The sequence below is a fragment of the Pseudomonas californiensis genome, from assembly GCF_021147775.1.
In the GTDB taxonomy this organism is placed as follows: Bacteria; Pseudomonadota; Gammaproteobacteria; order Pseudomonadales; family Pseudomonadaceae; genus Aquipseudomonas; species Aquipseudomonas californiensis.
Map to the genome: position 1 here is coordinate 182,568 of NZ_JAGTPK010000008.1, position 18,664 is coordinate 201,231.

Sequence of the window (18,664 nt, forward strand, 5' to 3'; positions counted from 1 at the left end):
TGAAGCTCCCTCCCGACGCTGGAGAAGAATCATGAAAGACAGCGACATACATGACAGCGACCATTTGCCTTTCGGTCCAGAATCGGAAGCCCCTAATAGAGGGCCTATCGAAAAAGACGATCGCGGAAATACCGTGTTTGAAGCGTGTCGGGGAGGTAGTAACGGTAATGGCGTCTGCCTTCCTTTCTGGAACGAGTATCGGGGCACCTGGATGTCCTATTACAAGGGGTGCCGGAATCTACGGATTGCCGATTCAATATTGCCGGGAACACATAACTCGGGATATGACAAAAAAGCGCCGTATACCAACAGTCTTGAGACCTGTCAGGATCACCCACCTTTTGAACAATTGATGACAGGTATCAGGGTACTGGACCTTAGAGTAAGATTTAATTGGGGCTACCCAGACAAAGATCCCAGACGATTTTCAATTATTCACGACTCGGCCTCGGGCCGCACCGTTGAAGTCGACTTCCTTGAGACAGTCCTGAGGTTTCATCGTCACAAACCGGCCCAAGGCAGCGCGACCAAAGAAGTCGTTATTCTCGACTTTCATGATTTGCAGGAATTTACGCACGAAGCCCACCTGGAACTCCGTGACATCATCAAAAAACGTATCGGTTCAAGTTTGATTCCGCCCTGGATGAGCGATTTGACCCTTCAGCAGATATGGAACTACGATGGTTTGAACGTCGTGGTCGCGTACCGCAATGATGACCGAGACCCTTTATTCTGGCCAGGGGTCAATCAACGGTGGATCGGCCATGACACACCTTCAACAGATGAGCTAAAGGACTTCTTGAACGGGGTGGCACACGAAACCAAGCCCTACGACGAGCTGAGGGCAGCTCAATGTGCAAAATATAATAAATTCCCTCTGTACACACCCGATGACTTCTCTGACAAGGTCATGGACTGGTTTTATCCATACCATGACCAAGCCTATATACAAGACTTTTTTATCATCAACACGGATTGGTCCTTGCGCCAACGTCTTGTAGATTGTTGCATCGTTGCCAATGATGACAAGGCGGAAAGAATAAAAGGTTATTACAGCTATACTATTCCCCAATCAACTGAACACACACTGACGAGCGGCTATCGGGCCTTGATCGCCTACATGGCAAACGCCCACTGGACAAAGACATTACATCTGCCACTGTCTGCACCCGCTGAAGGTTCACTCCAGATCGTCACTCAAGCGCAGTATTCCACCGAGTTGATAATGGCCCGCTCCGACTTTCCCGCCGCATCGATAACACTTCGCATGGGAGACATCCTTAATTTCGCGCCGCACCCCGATCCTGGAATCACCTGGCAGCTGCTAGGCCCCCGCTACCTGGCTGAAAACAATCAACCCAACATTCCCGTCCCACTGTCACGCGACAAGTTCAGTCGTTACATCCTTGAAGATGGTCACTGGAACAAGAACCTGCAACTTCCTCTGCAGGCCCCCGCCTGGAGCATCATCGGCATAACGTCGAGTGCGGGCTACACGTCGACGCTCAGTGGGAACAATCTGCAGCACAAGACTGATGTCAGCATCCCCACTGGTTTTCGGGGGGCTTTCATGTTCCATGCGGACACAGGGTTGTGGGAGCAGCTTGAGAAACCAGCAAAAACTCCAGGCTCACGTAACAGGCGGTGGAGTTGGAGCGGTCTCCTGACTGCGGTCAAGCGCTGGCTGTTCAAACCCCGCAATCATCGAGACGAATGTTGAAAGGGATGGGCATCGACGCGTGCAACCACTGGCATGTGTCCTGATGAAAGCAAGCACAGCGCCTGCGGCACAGACCAACGGCGCATTCGCACACCTCACCCGGCTTTCTGTAGGATGTCGACTTCTGTCTTAACGAGGTGCGACTCATGCTCATCGGTGCGGTGCTTATCCTGACCTGGCTGATTCTGCTGCTGCGTTATCCGGCCAAGGCACTGCCCGTATCACTGGCTGCCGCTTTGGGTCTTGGCATCGTGGCCGCCGTCGTGATCTGGCAGGACAGTCGTGAAACACGCCAACTCGAACAGTTGGACATACGCCTCAGCTACGCTGCGCAGACCTGCCCCGCTGACCGTCCTTTGCACATAATGATCACCAACACCAACAAGGTGTCGCTGCAAGCGCTACGCTGGCGTATTGCAGCCTACGCGCCTGGCGATACCGTCAATCTGGCAGACAATACCTAGACCTCCGCGCGCTACCGCGGCCCCGGCGATTTACAGGCGAATGCCCAATGGCAGGACTGTGTGCCGCTGCCTGCGTTGAGAGCGGGTTATCGTCCGCAAACGCTGGAGTTTCGTGCAGAACATCTTCAAGGCAGTTTCTCGGACTGACTCACAAGGACTCCTACATGCCCATTGCTCTCATTACAGGCTGTTCCAGCGGGATCGGCCGTGCGCTGGCCGACGCGTTCAAGGCCACCGGCTACGAAGTGTGGGCCACCGCCCGCAAGGCAGATGACGTTGCAACACTCAGCGCAGCCGGGTTCATCGCCGTGCAACTGGATGTCAACGACGCCATGGCGCTGGAACAACTGGCCGCCGGGCTTGAGCACAGCGGGCTGGATGTATTGATCAACAACGCGGGGTACGGCGCCATGGGTCCGCTGCTGGATGGCGGCGTCGAAGCTTTGCAGCGGCAGTTTGAAACCAATGTGTTTTCAATCGTTGGCGTCACCCGGGCGTTGTTTCCGGCGCTGCGACGCAACAAAGGCCTGGTGGTGAATATTGGCAGCGTGTCGGGGGTGCTGGTCACACCGTTTGCCGGGGCTTACTGCGCATCGAAAGCCGCTGTGCATGCGCTGAGTGATGCGCTTCGTCTGGAGCTGGCACCCTTTGGTGTGCAGGTCATGGAGGTGCAGCCGGGTGCTATCGCGACCAGTTTTGCAAAAAACGCCAGTCACGAAGCCGAACAGTTGATCAGCGAGCAATCGCTCTGGTGGCCGATCCGCGAAAGCATTCGTGCCCGCGCCAAGGCATCTCAGGACAACCCGACCTCCGCCACCGACTTCGCGGGCGACTTGCTCAAGGCCGTCCAGCAAGCCAACCCTCCCCGCCTGCTGCGCCTGGGCAACGGCTCGCGGATTCTTCCGATGATGGCCTGGTTGTTGCCCAAGGGGCTGCTTGAGAACGGCTTGCGCAAGCGCTTCGGGCTGAATACCGCGTTATAAGAATCAGACATCCCTGCGGGCCGCACACAGTCCTCTTCAACCCCTGGTCAGCGGGTTGACGATTACCGTGCAGGTCATGCCGGCGGCCAGCAAAACGTCCTCCGGCACCTGGTCCAGATGAATGCGCACCGGAACTCGTTGCGCCAGGCGCACCCAGTTGAACGTCGGATTGACGTCGGCGATCAATTCCCGGCTTTCAGGATTGTCCCGGTCATAAATGCCGCGGGCGATACTTTCAACGTGTCCCTTGAGGACCTGGCCGCTCATCAGTTGCATATCGGCAGGGTCACCGATGCTCAGATGGGGCAACTTGGTTTCTTCGAAGAAGCCATACACCCAGAACGAATTCATGTCGACGACGGCCATTTTAGCCTCCCCCAGACGTGCGTAGTCACCACGGTGCACGTTCAGGTTGGTGACATAACCATCCACGGCGGCGAGCACGCGGGTGCGTGACAGGTCAAGTTCGGCAGCCTCGAGTTGCGCCTGCGCCAGTTGATAATCGGCCAGCGCGGAAGAAGCAATGGTGCTTGCGTCGTCACGGTTTTCCGCTGAAATCACCTGCTCGTCCATGTCGGCACGGCGTCTGGCGTTCAGTTTGCGCATTTCCCAGGTAGCCTTGCGCGAGGCCAGCAGCGCCTGCGCCTGTTTGACGGCAATGACGTAATGCTCAGGATCAATCTGCATCAACAGATCGCCCTGTTTCACCCGCTGGTTGTCATGCACCGGCACGGCAACCACCGTGCCGGACACATCAGCAGCCACATTGATGATGTCGGCGCGAACCCGCCCGTCACGGGTCCAAGGCGTGTCCATGTAATGAACCCACAAGGTACGACCGATCCACAGGGCAATGGCCAGAACCAACAGCGTAGCGATCAGACTGAAAAGCTTTTTCATCCAGAGGTTCTCGAACCAGACTTCAACGATAAAGAGGCAGCGCCAGCGCGCCGAAAATGCAGACGAACAGACTCAGACGCAGCAGCGCCGGATGCCAGAAATGGCGGTACAGGTCGAACCCGGCCAAGGTGCGATCCAGAGCCCAGGCCAGCGCAGTGGCAACCACAAACACCAGGGTCAGCGTCGGCATGTAAAGACCGTGGAAAGCGATTTCACGCGGCATGGGTAATTCCTGAAGGCCCTGGGTCCCGGCCATAGGCCAGCAAAGGCGATTGCGGGTCCAGTAATGAGGTGCGGATGAAGTGCAGGTAGCTTCTGACCCGGCGCAACACAGAGGTATCAAAGTGCGACGCGAAGGGCTCATCGGCCTCCTGTGCACGGTTGATCGCGTGATCCACCGCCAACAGGCAGCGTTGCAGGTTGTAAACGTCGGGCTGGATAAACAGGCGAACCAGCGCGCGGCCCATCACACGTAACGCGATGCGCCAGGGTTGGTAGGCCGCGTAGCTGGGGTGCACCGGCAGCATGGCCTGCTCGTGACGCAGTTCGATGATCGCGTGACCTGTTTCGAGCACCACAAACATCCAGCGCAACAGCTCGCGCTGCACCAGCGGTTTGGCGACAGCCAGGCCGTATGCCTGATGCATAAGGTCGCGGGTCTGGCTTTCGAAACGTGAACCCAGCCGGTTCAACGGCGCACTGATTGCAAACACCACTTGCTGACGCAAAGCCTGCTCAAGGCGCTGCCACATCCAGCGGCTGTTGGGCGGCAGGATGACTGCGCCCGCCGCTGCGCAAAACAGCATGCCAATGATCATCGCGATGTAGTCGTTGATAAAGGTATAGGGGTCATACAGCGTGAGGTTATCCGGCACCGAGCCGATGCTGAAGAAAATCAGCAGGCCCAGCCCGTAGCCAGACCATTGCGGGCGTGAGCCGAGAAAGGCGCCGAACATGAAGACCGGCGCCAGCAGCACGCACAGCAGGGGGAAACCGTCGATGTACGGGAACAGAAAGAAGGTTTCGACAAACCCCAGGACCGCACCCAGCAGCGTGCCGCAGGCCATCCGAAAGGACAGGCGTGTCGGGTTGTCGGTTGTCGAGGACAGCGCGACCGTCGCTGCCGAGGCCAGGGTCATGAACGCGCCACTGGGCCAGGCGGTCAGCACCCAGTAAGCGCTCATCAGGGCCACGACGCAGGCAGCACGAGCGCCTGCGGCCAGCGCTGTCATCCAGTGGGTCCGCGACTCGAACCCAGGGTCCCACTGCTCACGGACATGGTTGTGGTCTGCCAGCGATGCGTGGGTCCGGGCGTAGTTGAGCATGTCGTCGACCAGGCGATACAGCAGCTCGAACGCGGTGTGAAAATCCAGCCGTTCAGCATCATCGGGGCCAGTCTGCTCAAGCGCCAAGCGATAAAGCCTGACCGCTTCGGGAAATCGAGTTTTGTAACATTCAAGCTCGCTGATCAACAGCGTCGCGTCACCCGTGGTCAGGGCAATATCGGCAAATGCTTCAAGCAAACCGGCGAGCTGTTCAAGACCCGGCTCAACATGCTGCAGCACCGTGGTTGCGTGCTCCCGGCGCAGCCTGTCGAGTAATTGATGCAAGGCGTTGAAGCGCGTGGTAATCGTCATGAACTCGCTGTTCATGCGGTTCAAACGACCATTGCGTCGTCGCATGTGCGGGTCTTCGAACACTGTGACGCTGCGCATCCCCTCAAGGCCAATGGCTTCTGCAACGAAGCGTACGTTGCCGGTTTCAAAAGCAGTCTGCGTGTGACTGCCGCGCAAACCGTCGACAACGAAGCGGGCAAACACGCCGAAACGTTGATACAGCGCGTTGCGCATGGCAGCGCTGGAGCTTTGCGGCAGGATGGCGGCAGTCACTGCGGTGGAACACAGAATGCCCAGAGTAATTTCCAGTACCCGCCAGACCGCCGCCATGAACGAACCTTCCGGGTGAGCCAGTGCAGGCAGGCCGACCATCGCCGCGGTGTAGCCTGCCAGCACGAAACCGTAGGCCCGAAAGTTGCGATAACGTGCCGCGCCCGCCGCGCAGAGCCCGACCCACAGCGCCAGGCAACCCAGAAAAGGCACCGAGTTCTGCGCGAACAACGCCATCAACAGCACCATCATCGCTGACCCCGCCAGCGTGCCCAGCAAGCGATAGAAACTTTTGGCGAACACCTGACCGCTCTGCGGCTGCATGACGATAAATACCGTGATCATCGCGGTGCGTGGCTGTGGCAACTCCAGACGCAGGGCGAGCCAATAGGTCAGAAACGCCGCGATCAGCACCTTGAAGATGTAGATCCACGTCACCCCGTCGCTGCGCGCCCAACCGTTGAACTCGCGACGCCAGGGCAAGGCAATGAACCGCTCAAACGATGCGGTCACGAGCGCAAACGTCGCGGGGCGGTGTTTATGAGGCCGAGAACCCTGACCAATCATCGGTCCAGCACCGCAGGCGTCTTCGGCGCCAGGGTGCGAGCCTCGACAGGTGCATCATTGCCCGCTGACAGCCCGCCGCCCAGCGCCACCACCAGTTCTGCGTGAACGGCCAGCCTTTGAGCGTCGACCTGTTGCTGAATCTGCTGCTGACGAAACAACAGTGTTTGTGCGTTGAGCACGTTCAGGTAATCCGTCAGCCCGCGTTGATAAGCGATCAGTGCAATGTCATAAGTCTTCTGCGCCGCTGCAACGGATTCGGCGGCAAACATCTGCTGTCTGGCCATCGACGCCCGGCGAATCAACTGGTCGGAAATTTTTTTCAGAGCCATGACCAGCGTCTGGTTGTAGTGCGCCACAGCAAGGTCGTAACCGGCCGACGCCTTGCCCAGTTCCGCCCGCAGGTGCCCACCATCGAAGATCGGCAAGCTGATGGCCGGACCGGCCTTGTAGCTGAACTTGCTGCCCGTCAAAAACGCCAGCATGCCACCACCGGTCGCCATGTAGCCCAGACTGGCGCGCAGGTCGACGTTGGGATAGAAGCCCGCGTGTGCGACTTCAACACCCCGCGCCTGCGCCGCAACCTGCCAACGACTGGCAACCACATCCGGCCGTTGCCCCAGCAATTGCGCAGGCAATGCCGAAGGCAACCCCGGTTCGACATGCAGCGACAATACAGGCCGCTGCAAGGCAGCACCGTCACCTGGACCTTTGCCCGCCAACGCCGCCAGCTGATTACGGCTCAGCGCGATGGCTTCTTCAAGTGCATCGATTTGCCGATGCGCTTCTGGCAGCGATGCCTCGGCCTGACTGACTTCGAAGTGCGTGCCGATCCCCCCGCGCAAGCGACGCTGGGCAAGATCAAGCATCTGTTGCTGCTGAACCAGCATGGCCCTGGCGATATCCAGCCGGGCGAAATTCAGCGAAAACCGGATGTAGGCGCGAACGACGTTTTCCTGCAATTCGAGCTGTGCCTGACGCTGCTCGGCGGCGCTCATGTGCGCCAGGTCAAGCGCCCGCTCGCTGGCATTGCGCTCTCGCCCCCACAGGTCCAGCGGATAGCTCAGACCCAGCGAGGCATTGTTGTCCCAGGTGCGACTATCCGCCAATGCCCCTGGGCCGTAAAACTGATCGCTGGGCCAGCCGTGTCGATCCAGACTGGCCGTGCCTTGAACCTGCAGTGACTCGCCAGACTCGGCAAACCCCGCCATCGACTGCGCCTCTCGCACACGGGCCGCAGCGATGGCCAGACCCGGACTGCCCAGGGTCGCCAATTCGATCCAGTGATCGAGTTGCGCATCGCCGTAGGCACGCCACCATTCAGCCGCCGGCCATTGCGCCTCATGGGCTGCGTTCTGAATGGCCTGATCGGTCGTCAGGTCATCAGGGGACAAAGCGCTGCTCTGGGGTTTGATTCCAGCTGTGCCGATGCAACCGCCGAGAACGAGTGACAGAATCAGAATACTGAGGGGCTGTAACCCCTGGATGATACGACGCGGCACAGCTGCGAATTCCCGACCGGAAGTGAAACGCTCTTCAATGGCGGCGATTCTAGGCGGCGTCTCGTGCAGCGATAAGCGGGGAGTTATGTGAATCTTTGTTACCGAAACGGCGATAATCCTTTGGTATGGATGTCCTACATCCGTTACTTCATGTCACAATTTGCCGATCTACTGTGAGACATATCCATGGACACCCTGCAAAACATGCGTGCCTTCAGTTGCGTGGCGCAAGCTGGCAGCTTCACCGCCGCAGCCGCCTTGCTGGACACCACCACGGCCAACGTATCGCGTGCCGTCTCCAATCTGGAGGCGCACCTGCAGACGCGTCTGCTCAACCGCACCACGCGCCGCATCGCACTGACCGAAGCGGGCAAACGCTACCTGCTGCGCTGTGAACAGATTCTGGCCTCGGTCGAAGAAGCGGAATCAGAGGCCAGCGATGCCCACGCCCGGCCCGCCGGACAACTGAAGATGCATTCGATGCCCGGTGTCGGTCAGCACTATGTGATCGACGCCATCGCCCGCTACCGTCGCAGTCATCCGGACGTGTCGTTTGACCTGACCATGACCAACCGCGTGCCGGATTTGCTGGAGGACGGCTACGACGTGTCGATCGTGCTGGCCAGCGAACTGCCGGATTCGGGCTTCGTGTCGCAACGCCTGGGCATCACTTACAGCATCGTCTGTGCCTCGCCGGACTACATCAAAACGTTTGGCATGGCGCACAAGCCGGCCGACCTGCTGAACCATGCCTGCCTGCGTCTGGTGAGCCCGGTTTTTCCGCTGGAAAAATGGTTGTTCGACGGCCCGGATGGCCAGGAAATGGTCACCATCAACAGTTCGCCGTTGCTGGTCAATTCCGCAGACGCCATGAAAACCGCGATTTCCAGCGGCATGGGGATCGGTATTCTGCCGATCTACTCCGCCATCGACGGCTTGCGTAACGGGACGCTGGTGCGCGTGCTGTCCGAGTACCGCTCGCAGGAACTCAACCTGTACGCGATCTACCCATCGCGTCAGTACCTGGATGCCAAGATCAAGACCTGGGTCGAGTATCTGCGTGGCTCGTTGCCAGAAATACTCGCAGCCGACGAAGCGGATTTGCACGTGCAGGCACTCAAGGCGATGTCCTGACATCGTACAACTGCAAAAAGCGGCTGCCAAAGGGCGGGCAGGAATGTTAGCGTGCTACTCATTCAACCGCTCAAGAGTGACTGTCCAATGAAAAAAACTGTACTCGCCTTCAGCCGTGTTTCCCCTGCAATGGCCGAGCGCCTGTCGCAAGACTTCACTGTGATCGTGCCCGATCCCAAACAGGGCGACATCAATGCTCAATTTGAAGAAGCCCTGCCCGATTCCCATGGCTTGATCGGCGCTGGCCGCAAACTGGGTCGCGAACAGCTGGCCAACGCGGCAAAGCTGGAGGTGGTGTCCAGCATTTCAGTGGGCTATGACAACTACGACGTCGGCTACCTGAGCGAGCGCGGCATCCTGTTGACCAACACCCCGGACGTGCTGACCGAAAGCACCGCCGACTTGGGTTTCTCACTGATCATGAGCAGCGCACGCCGGGTCGCCGAGCTGGATGCCTTTACCAAGGCCGGACAGTGGACCCGCAGCATCGAAGCGCCGCAGTTCGGCACCGATGTGCATGGCAAGACGCTGGGCATCGTCGGCATGGGCAACATTGGTGCTGCCATCGCGCGCCGTGGTCGCCTGGGTTTCAACATGCCAATCCTGTACACCGGCAACAGCCGCAAGACCGAACTCGAACAGGAGCTGGGCGCGCAATTTCGCAGCCTGGATCAATTGCTGGCCGAAGCAGATTTCGTCTGCCTGGTGGTGCCGCTCAGCGAAAAGACCAAACACCTGATCGGTCGTCGCGAGCTGGGCCTGATGAAACCTAACGCTATCCTGATCAACATCGCCCGTGGCCCGATCGTCGACGAACCAGCGCTGATCGAAGCCCTGCAGAACGGCACCCTTCGCGGTGCGGGTCTGGACGTTTATGAAAAAGAGCCGCTCAGTGAATCGCCGCTGTTCCAGCTCAAGAACGCGGTGACCCTGCCCCACATCGGCTCGGCCACCACCGAAACCCGCCAGGCCATGGCCGACCGCGCCTATAACAACCTGCGCAGCGCACTGCTGGGCCAACGCCCACAGGACCTGGTCAACCCGCAGGTATGGAAAGGCTGATACCGGTGTTCTGACTCTTTGCGAGCCCAGGCACTGCCAGGCTCGCGAAGAAGCGTGAATACCCACTGCCTCAAGCCAGCTTGCCCGTCGCAACGACGACCGGGGCGGGTTTTCTGAACACCAGCACATTCCCCACCATCACCAACACCAGCCCCAGCAGGGCCGCAACGGTCCACTGATAGCCTTCGACCCACGCGGATATGTTCAGCGCAACGATCGGGAACAACACGGTGCAGTACGCGGCACGCTCCGGTCCCATGCGGCCGACCAGTGTCAGGTAGGCCGTGAAGGCGATGACCGAGCCGGGAATCACCAGAAACAGCAACGAGCCGATGTAGCGAGTGTTCCATTCAAACGTGAAAGGCGTGCCGCTGAGCAGGCAATAAAAGCCAAGAATGGTCGCGCCGTAAAACATTCCCCAGGCATTGGTGGTCAATGGGCGCAGCCCGGCTTTCTGCTGCATGCTCGACAGCATGTTGCCCGCCGAGAAGCACAGCGTACCCAGCAATGCCAGACCCAACCCTATCAGCGTTTCGTGGCTGGCACCGTGGCCGGACAGCTCCGGCCAGAACAGACAAGCCAGCCCCACCAACCCCAGTGCGCCGCCGGCGATGACGTTGCTGGCAATCTTCTGCCGGAAAAACACACGGGCATTCAGCGCATTCCATAGGGTGGAGGTTGAAAAAACCACCGCGATCAGGCCGCTGGGGATCCATTGACTGGCGGTGTAGAAACACATGAAGTTGACACAGAACAGACAGACGCCTTGCGCCAGGCAAAGCAGTTGGCCACGGCGATTGACCGGTTGCAGGCGCTTGGTCAGCAGCAGCAGTGCAAACAGCACCAGGGCGGCCAGCGCAAAACGGTAGACGATCGAAACCGGGATCGCGACCTCGCCCAGCTGAAGCTTCAAGGCAATCCAGGTGGTGCCCCAGATCAGGACGGTCAGCAGATAAAGCGAGATATTCATACCGCAGGCTCCTCAATGAGCCATCAGTCTGCTGCTCCGCGATGCCGGACCGTTTGCATAATCTTGCGCATTTGATCGAGCAAGTGCTGGCAGGCGAGTCTGTCGCGGGTAGGATACGAAGCCTAGAGGAATTGCCATGTCATCCACCAACACCATCCAGGTCTTTGAGGCCCTGTACAGCTCGCCCCATGCCCGTCTGGAGCAGAGCGCAACGCTGGGCGACGGTTTGATGGCCGCGTTGTGGAACAACCGGCATGACTCGCAGGAATATCACGGCCCGACTCACCACACCCTGTCGTGCTACATCGAAGATGGCACGGGCACGTTCCGTCGCGGCAGACCGGATCAGAAGGGTTCGCCCGGCAAGCTGTGCATATTACCCGCCGGGCATGAGTCAGCCTGGGTGGTGAATGGCGAGATTCGCCTGGCACATCTGTATTTCAGCCCCGAGCAATTTGCACTGGGCTGCGTCACCCTGCTGGACCGCGAACCGCGCGAGATGCAGCTGCGCGATAACACGTTTCTCGAAGATCCCGCTCAAGCCAGCCGCTTCCAGCAACTGATCCGTATGAACTGGGCGGAACCCGGCGAGCGTCTGCTGACCAGCAGTCTGGCGCACGAAATGATCAGCCATGCCTTGCTCAGTCAGGTAGGGATGCGCGATGGACTGCGGCTGAAGGGCGGACTGGCGCCACATCTGCGTCGGCAATTGGTGGACTTCGTCGAAACGCACTTGGCGGATCCCTTGAGCCTGGGCCAACTGGCGAGTCTGTGCGCACTGTCCGAATACCACTTTGCACGGATGTTCCGTGAAAGCTTTGGCTTGCCGCCGCATCAATACCTGTTGGCGCGACGTCTTGAACTGGCGCGCCAGCTACTGCGCAATACAGGCAAAGCGCTGGGTGACATCGCGCTGACGTGCGGTTTTGCCAGCGCCAGCCATTTCAGCAATCGATTTCGTCAGGCCATGGGTGCGACACCCGGCGAGTACCGGCTGGCGCTGGCCAACACTCACGTCAGCAACTGATTCAGGGCCGCCAGCGGGCTGATTAAGGCGCCACAACCTGCCAGCGTCAGCACCCAACGCGGCCTGAACGGCATCAACGCAACCAGCAGCACGGCACTGCCCATCAATACGGCAAACCACTGGACCAACCCGATGGCCCAACCGTCCGCGTCAACCGCTCCCCAACAAGACAGCATCAGAGAACTCCAGCCCATCAGCCTGAGCCACAGCCCGCGCGGCCTGGCCAGACTGCGTCTGAGCAGCTCGCCATAATGGCGCGGCATCGACAGGCACAGCGCCGTAAACCCCACGTAGCACAGCAAGGCAGCCAGCAGCATCAGTTGGCCTCCCCTGTGTTGACCGGCATGGGCAAGCCGTCCGTAACCACCGCCGTGCGAGCGGAGTCAGGCTTGAACTTCATCGCGGCCCAGCCAAGAAACAGGCCCGTCGCCAACGCCGTCAGGTCAAAAGCAGCCAACACCCAGCTCCCCGCCCTCAATGCGCCCAACACATAACCGCTGCTGGTCAGCAGGTCCAGCACTGGCAACCCTGCAAACAATAGTGCGCCCAGCCACAGTTGTTCGCGCCACGCACGTTGCCCGCCACGCACCGCTGCGTGCAACAGGGAAACGCCCCAGAGCGTGAAGAACACGCTGACTTCCCAGTCGGCACGTCCGGCGAACGCGGTTGGCAGCAGCCGATTGGCCCAGAAGAAACCAGCCACGGCGATCATCAGCCCGGACATGCTGGCGATGTTCAGCACCTCCACCAGTCGCAGTTCCAGAGGCAGCACGCCAGATTTCACGTGTTTGACCTGACGCTTGCCCAGCCACATCACCAGACCGGTGCCGATCATGGCGGTGCCGGCAATACCAAAAATGAAGTACAGCCAGCGCAGCAACGGCTCGGCAAAATGCCCCACATGCAAACCGTAAATTGCACCGGAAACCTGCAGCGTCATCGCCCGCTCCGGTGCCTCACTCTGCAACTCGCCCGTAACGCCCTTGAACGTTAGCGCTTCGCCCCGATCAAGCACAATACTGCCCTTATCGTCGCGAGTGAGCAGAACGGTCGCCGTTGCATCGCCGGGGTTATTGACGATCACCCGAGCCACATGATTGCCGTCCCAACGTTCGGTTGCGGACCTGACCAGTGGCGCCAGCGCAACAAGCGGCGCTGGCTGGCCTGCGGCCTTGACGCCACCGGGGCCGGGGAACACTTCGCTGTAGAACGCCTGCATGTTGCCGTAGGCGGTCAGAATGCTCGCCGGCATCACCATCGACATGAAGATCACCAGGCTGCTGTAGGTGATCATCAAGTGGAAAGGCAGCACCAGCACACCCAGCGCGTTGTGCCCGTCGAGCCATGAACGCTGGCCCTTGCGCGGGCGAAAAGTGAAGAACTCCTTGAAGATCTTCTTGTGAATGATGATGCCGGTGATCAGCGTGACAAACATCACCATTGCAGCGATGGTCGCCAGCCAGCGTCCCCACGGATAAGGCATCTGCAACTGGTAATGGAAGCGATAGAAGAAGTCGCCGCCACGCGTGTCGCGCGCCTGTACCTCGTTGCCGGTTTGCGGATCGAGCAGCCTGCGCACGAAATTATTGCGCTGCCCGGCCTTGCCTTCCGGTAACCAGCCAACCGAAAGGCCCGGATTGCGCTGGTCGGGCAGAGTGATAACCCAGCGCGACGCACCTGCCGCATAAGTTTGCAGGTACGTCTGCGCCAGTTGCACGTTCTGGCTGGCATCAAGCGTACGCACCGGTATTTCCGGCTGCATCCACTGGGTGATTTCGTCTTTGAAGTAGGAAAGCGTGCCGGTCAGGAAGATCGCGAACAGCAGCCAGCCAAACAGTAAGCCGATCCAGGTGTGCAACCAGGCCATCGCCTGACGAAATCCCTCTTTCATGACAGCCACCGAGCCAAGGCATAAGCGGCGCCGAGCAGCGCGCAGGGCGCCAGAACGCCAACCCAGGCCTGTAGCGCGCTACGGCACGCGAAACACCAGATGATCGCAGCCAGATAAACCAGGAACGACAGCATCATACTGAGCACCACGGCCTCGGCACGAGGCATTGGCAACCACTGCGCAAGACAGATACTGGCGACGGATGCCAATAGATAACCGGCGAAAATCGCGGCCAGGGCACGGGACGTCACGGCCAGTCGATAGGCACCCGTGACGCCTTTGTTCCGGGCATTATTACGGGCTTTGGGAATGCGCTTTTGGGCCATTGGGCTGCTTGCAGTAGAGCCATCCATCAGAGAGCCTTCACTCGATCCATGAAAACGGTAGGGCCGATTCACGAATGCGAGACAGACGTCGCGGTCATGACCAGCATTGAACGATGATTTGCCCGTTGTCGGACAAATGAAGCGCAATATTAATGATAAATATTCTCATACGCAAAAGAGTCTGCCAGAATCCACGCCATCAATGAATCCTCGTGGATTGTTCTCCGTGATACCCACCGCCCACTCCTCTCTCAATCACACCGTTGACGGCCTGTTCCGGGCGCATAACGCTTGGCTGACCGGCTGGTTGCGGCGCAGGCTTGGCTGCCCGCACAGTGCTGCGGATCTGACGCAGGACACCTTCATCAAAGTGCTGGGCGCACGTGAAACGCCACAGATTGTCGAGCCCAGGGCATTCCTGACGACCATCGCCCGACGGGTGCTGTGCAACCACTATCGACGTCAGGATCTGGAGCGCGCCTATTATCAGGCGCTGCTGGAATTGCCGGAATGCATGGCCCCTTCTGAAGAAGAGCGCGCCATTATTCTTGAAACATTGATCGAGCTGGATCAGTTGCTCGACGGCCTGCCTGCTGCGGTCAAGCGGGCCTTCCTGATGTCGCAGGTCGACGGTATGAGCCATGGCGAAATTGCCGATGCACTGAGCATTTCCATCGCCACCGTCAAGCGCCACATCAACAAGGCCGCGCTGCGCTGCTATTTCGCCTTATGAGCCTGAACAGTGAATCGCTGAACAAATCCGATATCTCGCCTGCCGTCGCGCAGCAAGCGGTCGGCTGGCTGGTGGAAATGCAGGAAGGCGCGCTGGATGCGCGTCGCCAGCACGCGTGGCAGTTGTGGCTCAACGGTAACGCCGAGCACCAGCGGGCATGGGCGCACATCCAGCGGGTCAACCAGCGTCTGAGCGGGTTGTCATCGCCACTGGCGCATGCCGCGATGGGTGCGCCCAAGTCAGCAGGCCGGCGTCATGCGCTCAAACTTTTGTTGCTGCTGGGCGCAGGCTCCGTTGCGGGCTGGAGCCTGCGCGAACAGATCGCACTCCAACCGTTGCTGGCCGATTACAACAGTGGTGTGGGTGAACGCCGCAAGGTGGCTCTGAGTGATGGCAGCCAGGTGCAGTTGAACACTGCGAGTGCCGTCGATGTGCGCTTCGACACACAGCAGCGGCTCATCACCCTGCTGCAGGGCGAAATACTGATGACCGCCTCGGCGGACGACCGCCCACTGAACCTGCTGACCGCTCAAGGCATGGTCAGGGCGTCGACCGCCAGCAGCCGGTTCAACGTTCGTCAGCTTGACGGGCGCACACAACTGGCGGTGTTTGCGGGCGCCATCGAGATTGATCCCGGCAACAGGCCAGGAACAGGGCTGATGCTACAGGCCCGGCAACAAGTGACTTTCAGCAACGAGGGATGGGACACCGTGCGCTCGGTGGACGCCAGCAATGGCGCATGGGCCGACGGGATGCTGGTGGCCTCGCGCATGAAGCTCTCCGACTTTCTGAATGAGTTGGGTCGCTATCGCCGCGGGCGTTTGAGTTGCGATGCCAAGGTTGCCAACCTGCTGATTTCCGGCAGCTACCCGCTGGCAGACAGCGAACGCATTCTCGACATGCTCGAAGTCGCCCTGCCTGTGCACGTGCAGCGCTTCACCCGTTATTGGATCAACGTGCAGGCACGTGCCTGACAACAAATCTGCCGCACTGAGACACCCCGCCTCGCCACTCTCAAAAAATTATTTGTAAATCAGTGAGCCGTTTTCCGACCTTCGCGTGACAGACAGGGAAAGCACTTCTCAACCCTTCGGTCAAAGGACTCCTGCATGTCAGCCCGCCCTACCCAACTTTCACCGCTGGTGCGCACGCTGCGCCATGTCATTTTTGGCGCCAGCCTCTCGATCGGCAGTCTGTCGATGGCTCAGGCGGCCGATCCGGCGCCCAAGGTCTATCACATCGCCCCGACCGAACTCGAAACGGCGCTGAGTCAGTTTGGTCGCGAGTCGGGCGTGCTGATCTCCTACGGCTCGCAAATCACCAGCGGCCTTAAAAGCCGGGGGCTGGAAGGTCAGTACACACCCGAGCAAGGCTTGAACGCCTTGCTCGAAGGCACAGGCCTGCAGGCCATGGCCGACGGCAATAACGGTTTTACGCTGCAATCGGCGAGTGTGCCGGGCGCACCTATCGAGCTGGGCGCCTCCACCGTGGTAGGCGACTGGCTGGGCGAAGCGCAACAGACCAACGTGTTCGAGCACCCTGGCGCACGAGACGTGATCCGTCGCGAAGAATTCGAGCGTGTGGGGGCCACTTCGGCGCGTGAGGTGCTTAATCGAATCCCCGGCGTCAATGCACCCGATAACAACGGCACTGGCAGCCATGACATGGCGCTGAACTTCGGCATTCGTGGCCTCAACCCACGTCTGGCCTCGCGCTCGACAGTCTTGATGGACGGCATCCCGGTGCCCTTCGCGCCTTACGGCCAGCCACAATTATCATTCGCGCCCATCAGCATGGGCAACATGGATGCCGTGGACGTGGTTCGTGGTGGCGGTGCAGTGCGTTACGGCCCGCAGAACGTGGGCGGCATCGTCAACTTCGTGACCCGTGCAATCCCTGATGCGCCGACGCTCAAGGGCGGTATCCAGACCGAGACCAGCCCTTCGTCCAGCCACGACGGCTTCAAGACCACCGGCAACCTGTTGGCCGGCGGCACCGCCGACAACGGCCTGGGCGGCGCCATTCTGTACTCCGGCGTGCGCGGCGGCGACTGGCGCGAGCACAGCGACACCCAGATCGACGACCTGATTCTCAAGGGCAAATACCAGATCGACGAGGCCAACAGCCTCAACGCCATGGCGCAGTATTACGACGGTGAAGCACAGATGCCGGGCGGCCTCAGCGTTGCGGACTACGATGCCGACCCTTACCAGTCGACGCGTCTCAAGGACAAGTTCTGGGGCCGCCGTACGATGTTCAACTTCGGCTATCGCTACGAGCAGGATGCACGCGTCTTCACCGCCAACACGTTCTTCACCAAGACTTTGCGCAGTGGCTATCTGGATCAAGGCAGCTTCGTTTCGCTGTCGCCTCGCGAATACTGGGTGCGTGGCCTGGAGAGCCGTTTCTCGCAAGGTTTCGCATTGGGTGAAACCTGGCATGAAGTGGGCGTCGGCTACCGTTACGTCAACGAAGCCGGCCATGAGCTGCGCTATCGCGAGCCGGTGACCGGCGAACTGCCGACCACCGCCAGCCGCAACGACCGTGATACCCGTGGCTCGACCGAGGCCCATGCGTTTTACATCGATGACCGCATCGACATCGGCAAGTGGACCATCACCCCCGGCATCCGCTACGAGATGATCGACACCGCCCAGAACAACAACCTGACTAACGTCAAATACCAGGGCGACTACAACACCGCGTTGCCTGCGCTGAATGTGCTCTACCACCTGACCGACACCTGGAACTTGTACGCCAACACCGAAGGCTCGTTCGGCAGCGTGCAGTACAGCCAGATGCCCAACCGCGTCACCGGCGGCGAAGTCAAACCCGAGAAGGCGCGGACCTGGGAGCTGGGTACGCGGTACGACAACGGCAACCTGCGCGCCGAAATCGGGGCGTTCCTGATCAACTTCGACAACCAGTACGACAGCAACCAGACCAACGATACGGTGATTGCGCGGGGGGAGACACGCCATCAAGGCATCGAAACCAGCGTCAACTACGCGCTTGAAGGGCTGGTGCCAGCGCTGGCAGGCGTCGACGTTTACGCCAGTTACGCCTTTGTCGACGCAACCATTCGTGAAGACGGCCCGAACAAGGGCAACCGCGTGCCCTTCTCGTCCAGGCATAAAGGCACCATGGGCGTCAGTTACACCGACGGCCCGTGGAAGCTGAATCTGGACAGCTCATTCCAGAGCAATCAGTTCTCCGACAACGCCAACACCTCGGCCGAAAGTGCTGACGGCAGCACTGGCCGGATCCCTGGTTACATGCTGTTCAGCACCCGTGCAGGCTATGATTTCGGCCCGAAACTCTCGGACCTGAACGTTGCCGTCGGCATGAAGAACATTCTCAACCGCCAGTACTACACACGCTCGTTCGATGACAACAACCGCGGCAAGTACGTCGGCGAGCCGCGCACCGTGTACGTGCAGACCTCGGTTGCGTTCTGATCGCTGACCGTCAGACCCACCGTTCTTTAACTGCCCCGCCCACG

General features: G+C 59.7%; 16 protein-coding genes and 1 pseudogene. 9 read left to right on the forward strand and 8 right to left on the reverse strand.

Going from position 1 to position 18,664, the window contains the following annotated elements; genetic code table 11:
- Window positions 1-31 precede the first annotated feature (31 nt).
- From KDX37_RS10370 to KDX37_RS10380, 3 genes and pseudogenes are all read left to right on the forward strand, one after another.
- Window positions 32-1,720, forward strand: a complete 1,689-nt coding sequence (locus tag KDX37_RS10370; protein ID WP_231652605.1) for a hypothetical protein — start codon at window positions 32-34, stop codon at window positions 1,718-1,720.
- Between the two features lie 146 nt (window positions 1,721-1,866).
- Window positions 1,867-2,331, forward strand: a pseudogene (locus tag KDX37_RS10375) (multidrug transporter).
- A 17-nt stretch (window positions 2,332-2,348) separates the two neighbouring features.
- Window positions 2,349-3,167: an SDR family oxidoreductase gene (locus tag KDX37_RS10380; protein WP_231652606.1), complete on the forward strand. Its 819-nt coding sequence runs from the start codon at window positions 2,349-2,351 to the stop codon at window positions 3,165-3,167.
- Window positions 3,168-3,203: 36 nt separating this feature from the next.
- Here the strand turns inward: KDX37_RS10380 and KDX37_RS10385 are convergent, their stop codons facing one another.
- The 4 genes from KDX37_RS10385 to KDX37_RS10400 are packed head-to-tail and all read right to left on the reverse strand — an operon-like array spanning window position 3,204 to window position 8,019.
- The gene (locus tag KDX37_RS10385; RefSeq protein WP_231652607.1) at window positions 3,204-4,067 is read right to left on the reverse strand and encodes an efflux RND transporter periplasmic adaptor subunit; all 864 of its coding nucleotides are present in this window, start codon (window positions 4,065-4,067) and stop codon (window positions 3,204-3,206) included.
- Window positions 4,068-4,089: 22 nt separating this feature from the next.
- Window positions 4,090-4,290 (reverse strand): DUF1656 domain-containing protein, encoded by a 201-nt coding sequence (locus KDX37_RS10390; RefSeq protein ID WP_231652608.1) that lies wholly within the window; start codon window positions 4,288-4,290, stop codon window positions 4,090-4,092.
- A complete protein-coding gene (locus tag KDX37_RS10395) occupies window positions 4,280-6,520 on the reverse strand; it encodes an FUSC family protein (RefSeq protein WP_231652609.1) in 2,241 nt (746 codons plus the stop codon). Before KDX37_RS10395 ends, KDX37_RS10390 begins: the two co-directional genes overlap by 11 nt.
- The gene (locus KDX37_RS10400) at window positions 6,517-8,019 is read right to left on the reverse strand and encodes an efflux transporter outer membrane subunit (protein WP_231652610.1); all 1,503 of its coding nucleotides are present in this window, start codon (window positions 8,017-8,019) and stop codon (window positions 6,517-6,519) included. Before KDX37_RS10400 ends, KDX37_RS10395 begins: the two co-directional genes overlap by 4 nt.
- A 186-nt stretch (window positions 8,020-8,205) precedes the next feature.
- Here KDX37_RS10400 and KDX37_RS10405 point away from each other — a divergent pair, with 186 nt between their 5' ends.
- Together KDX37_RS10405 and KDX37_RS10410 are read left to right on the forward strand one after the other, a co-directional pair.
- Entirely contained in the window at window positions 8,206-9,153 is a 948-nt protein-coding gene (locus KDX37_RS10405; RefSeq protein WP_231652611.1) for a LysR family transcriptional regulator, read from the forward strand.
- Between the two features lie 87 nt (window positions 9,154-9,240).
- Entirely contained in the window at window positions 9,241-10,215 is a 975-nt protein-coding gene (locus KDX37_RS10410) for a 2-hydroxyacid dehydrogenase (protein WP_231652612.1), read from the forward strand.
- A gap of 70 nt (window positions 10,216-10,285) precedes the next feature.
- Here KDX37_RS10410 and KDX37_RS10415 read toward each other — a convergent pair whose 3' ends face one another.
- Window positions 10,286-11,185, reverse strand: coding sequence for a DMT family transporter (locus tag KDX37_RS10415; RefSeq protein ID WP_231652613.1), 900 nt, complete (start codon window positions 11,183-11,185; stop codon window positions 10,286-10,288).
- Window positions 11,186-11,321: 136 nt separating this feature from the next.
- Here KDX37_RS10415 and KDX37_RS10420 point away from each other — a divergent pair, with 136 nt between their 5' ends.
- Window positions 11,322-12,212: an AraC family transcriptional regulator gene (locus tag KDX37_RS10420; RefSeq protein WP_231652614.1), complete on the forward strand. Its 891-nt coding sequence runs from the start codon at window positions 11,322-11,324 to the stop codon at window positions 12,210-12,212.
- Here the strand turns inward: KDX37_RS10420 and KDX37_RS10425 are convergent.
- Genes KDX37_RS10425 through KDX37_RS10435 form a run of 3 tightly spaced genes read right to left on the reverse strand, consistent with a single transcriptional unit; the run spans window position 12,197 to window position 14,456 of the window.
- Window positions 12,197-12,529: a DUF3325 domain-containing protein gene (locus tag KDX37_RS10425; RefSeq protein WP_231652615.1), complete on the reverse strand. Its 333-nt coding sequence runs from the start codon at window positions 12,527-12,529 to the stop codon at window positions 12,197-12,199. The two genes, KDX37_RS10420 and KDX37_RS10425, sit on opposite strands and share 16 nt — an antisense overlap.
- Window positions 12,529-14,079: a PepSY-associated TM helix domain-containing protein gene (locus tag KDX37_RS10430; protein WP_231652644.1), complete on the reverse strand. Its 1,551-nt coding sequence runs from the start codon at window positions 14,077-14,079 to the stop codon at window positions 12,529-12,531. Before KDX37_RS10430 ends, KDX37_RS10425 begins: the two co-directional genes overlap by 1 nt.
- A gap of 20 nt (window positions 14,080-14,099) precedes the next feature.
- The gene (locus KDX37_RS10435; protein ID WP_231652616.1) at window positions 14,100-14,456 is read right to left on the reverse strand and encodes a DUF3649 domain-containing protein; all 357 of its coding nucleotides are present in this window, start codon (window positions 14,454-14,456) and stop codon (window positions 14,100-14,102) included.
- A 202-nt stretch (window positions 14,457-14,658) separates the two neighbouring features.
- Between KDX37_RS10435 and KDX37_RS10440 the strand changes: the two genes are divergently transcribed.
- The 3 genes from KDX37_RS10440 (at window position 14,659) to fecA (ending at window position 18,620) form a co-directional block, all read left to right on the forward strand.
- Entirely contained in the window at window positions 14,659-15,162 is a 504-nt protein-coding gene (locus KDX37_RS10440; RefSeq protein ID WP_231652645.1) for a sigma-70 family RNA polymerase sigma factor, read from the forward strand.
- Complete coding sequence (locus tag KDX37_RS10445; RefSeq protein ID WP_231652617.1) at window positions 15,159-16,136, forward strand: FecR domain-containing protein; 978 nt, start codon at window positions 15,159-15,161, stop codon at window positions 16,134-16,136. Before KDX37_RS10440 ends, KDX37_RS10445 begins: the two co-directional genes overlap by 4 nt.
- A 135-nt stretch (window positions 16,137-16,271) precedes the next feature.
- Window positions 16,272-18,620, forward strand: a complete 2,349-nt coding sequence (fecA, locus tag KDX37_RS10450; protein ID WP_231652618.1) for a TonB-dependent Fe(3+) dicitrate receptor FecA — start codon at window positions 16,272-16,274, stop codon at window positions 18,618-18,620.
- The last annotated feature ends 44 nt before the right edge of the window (window positions 18,621-18,664 follow it).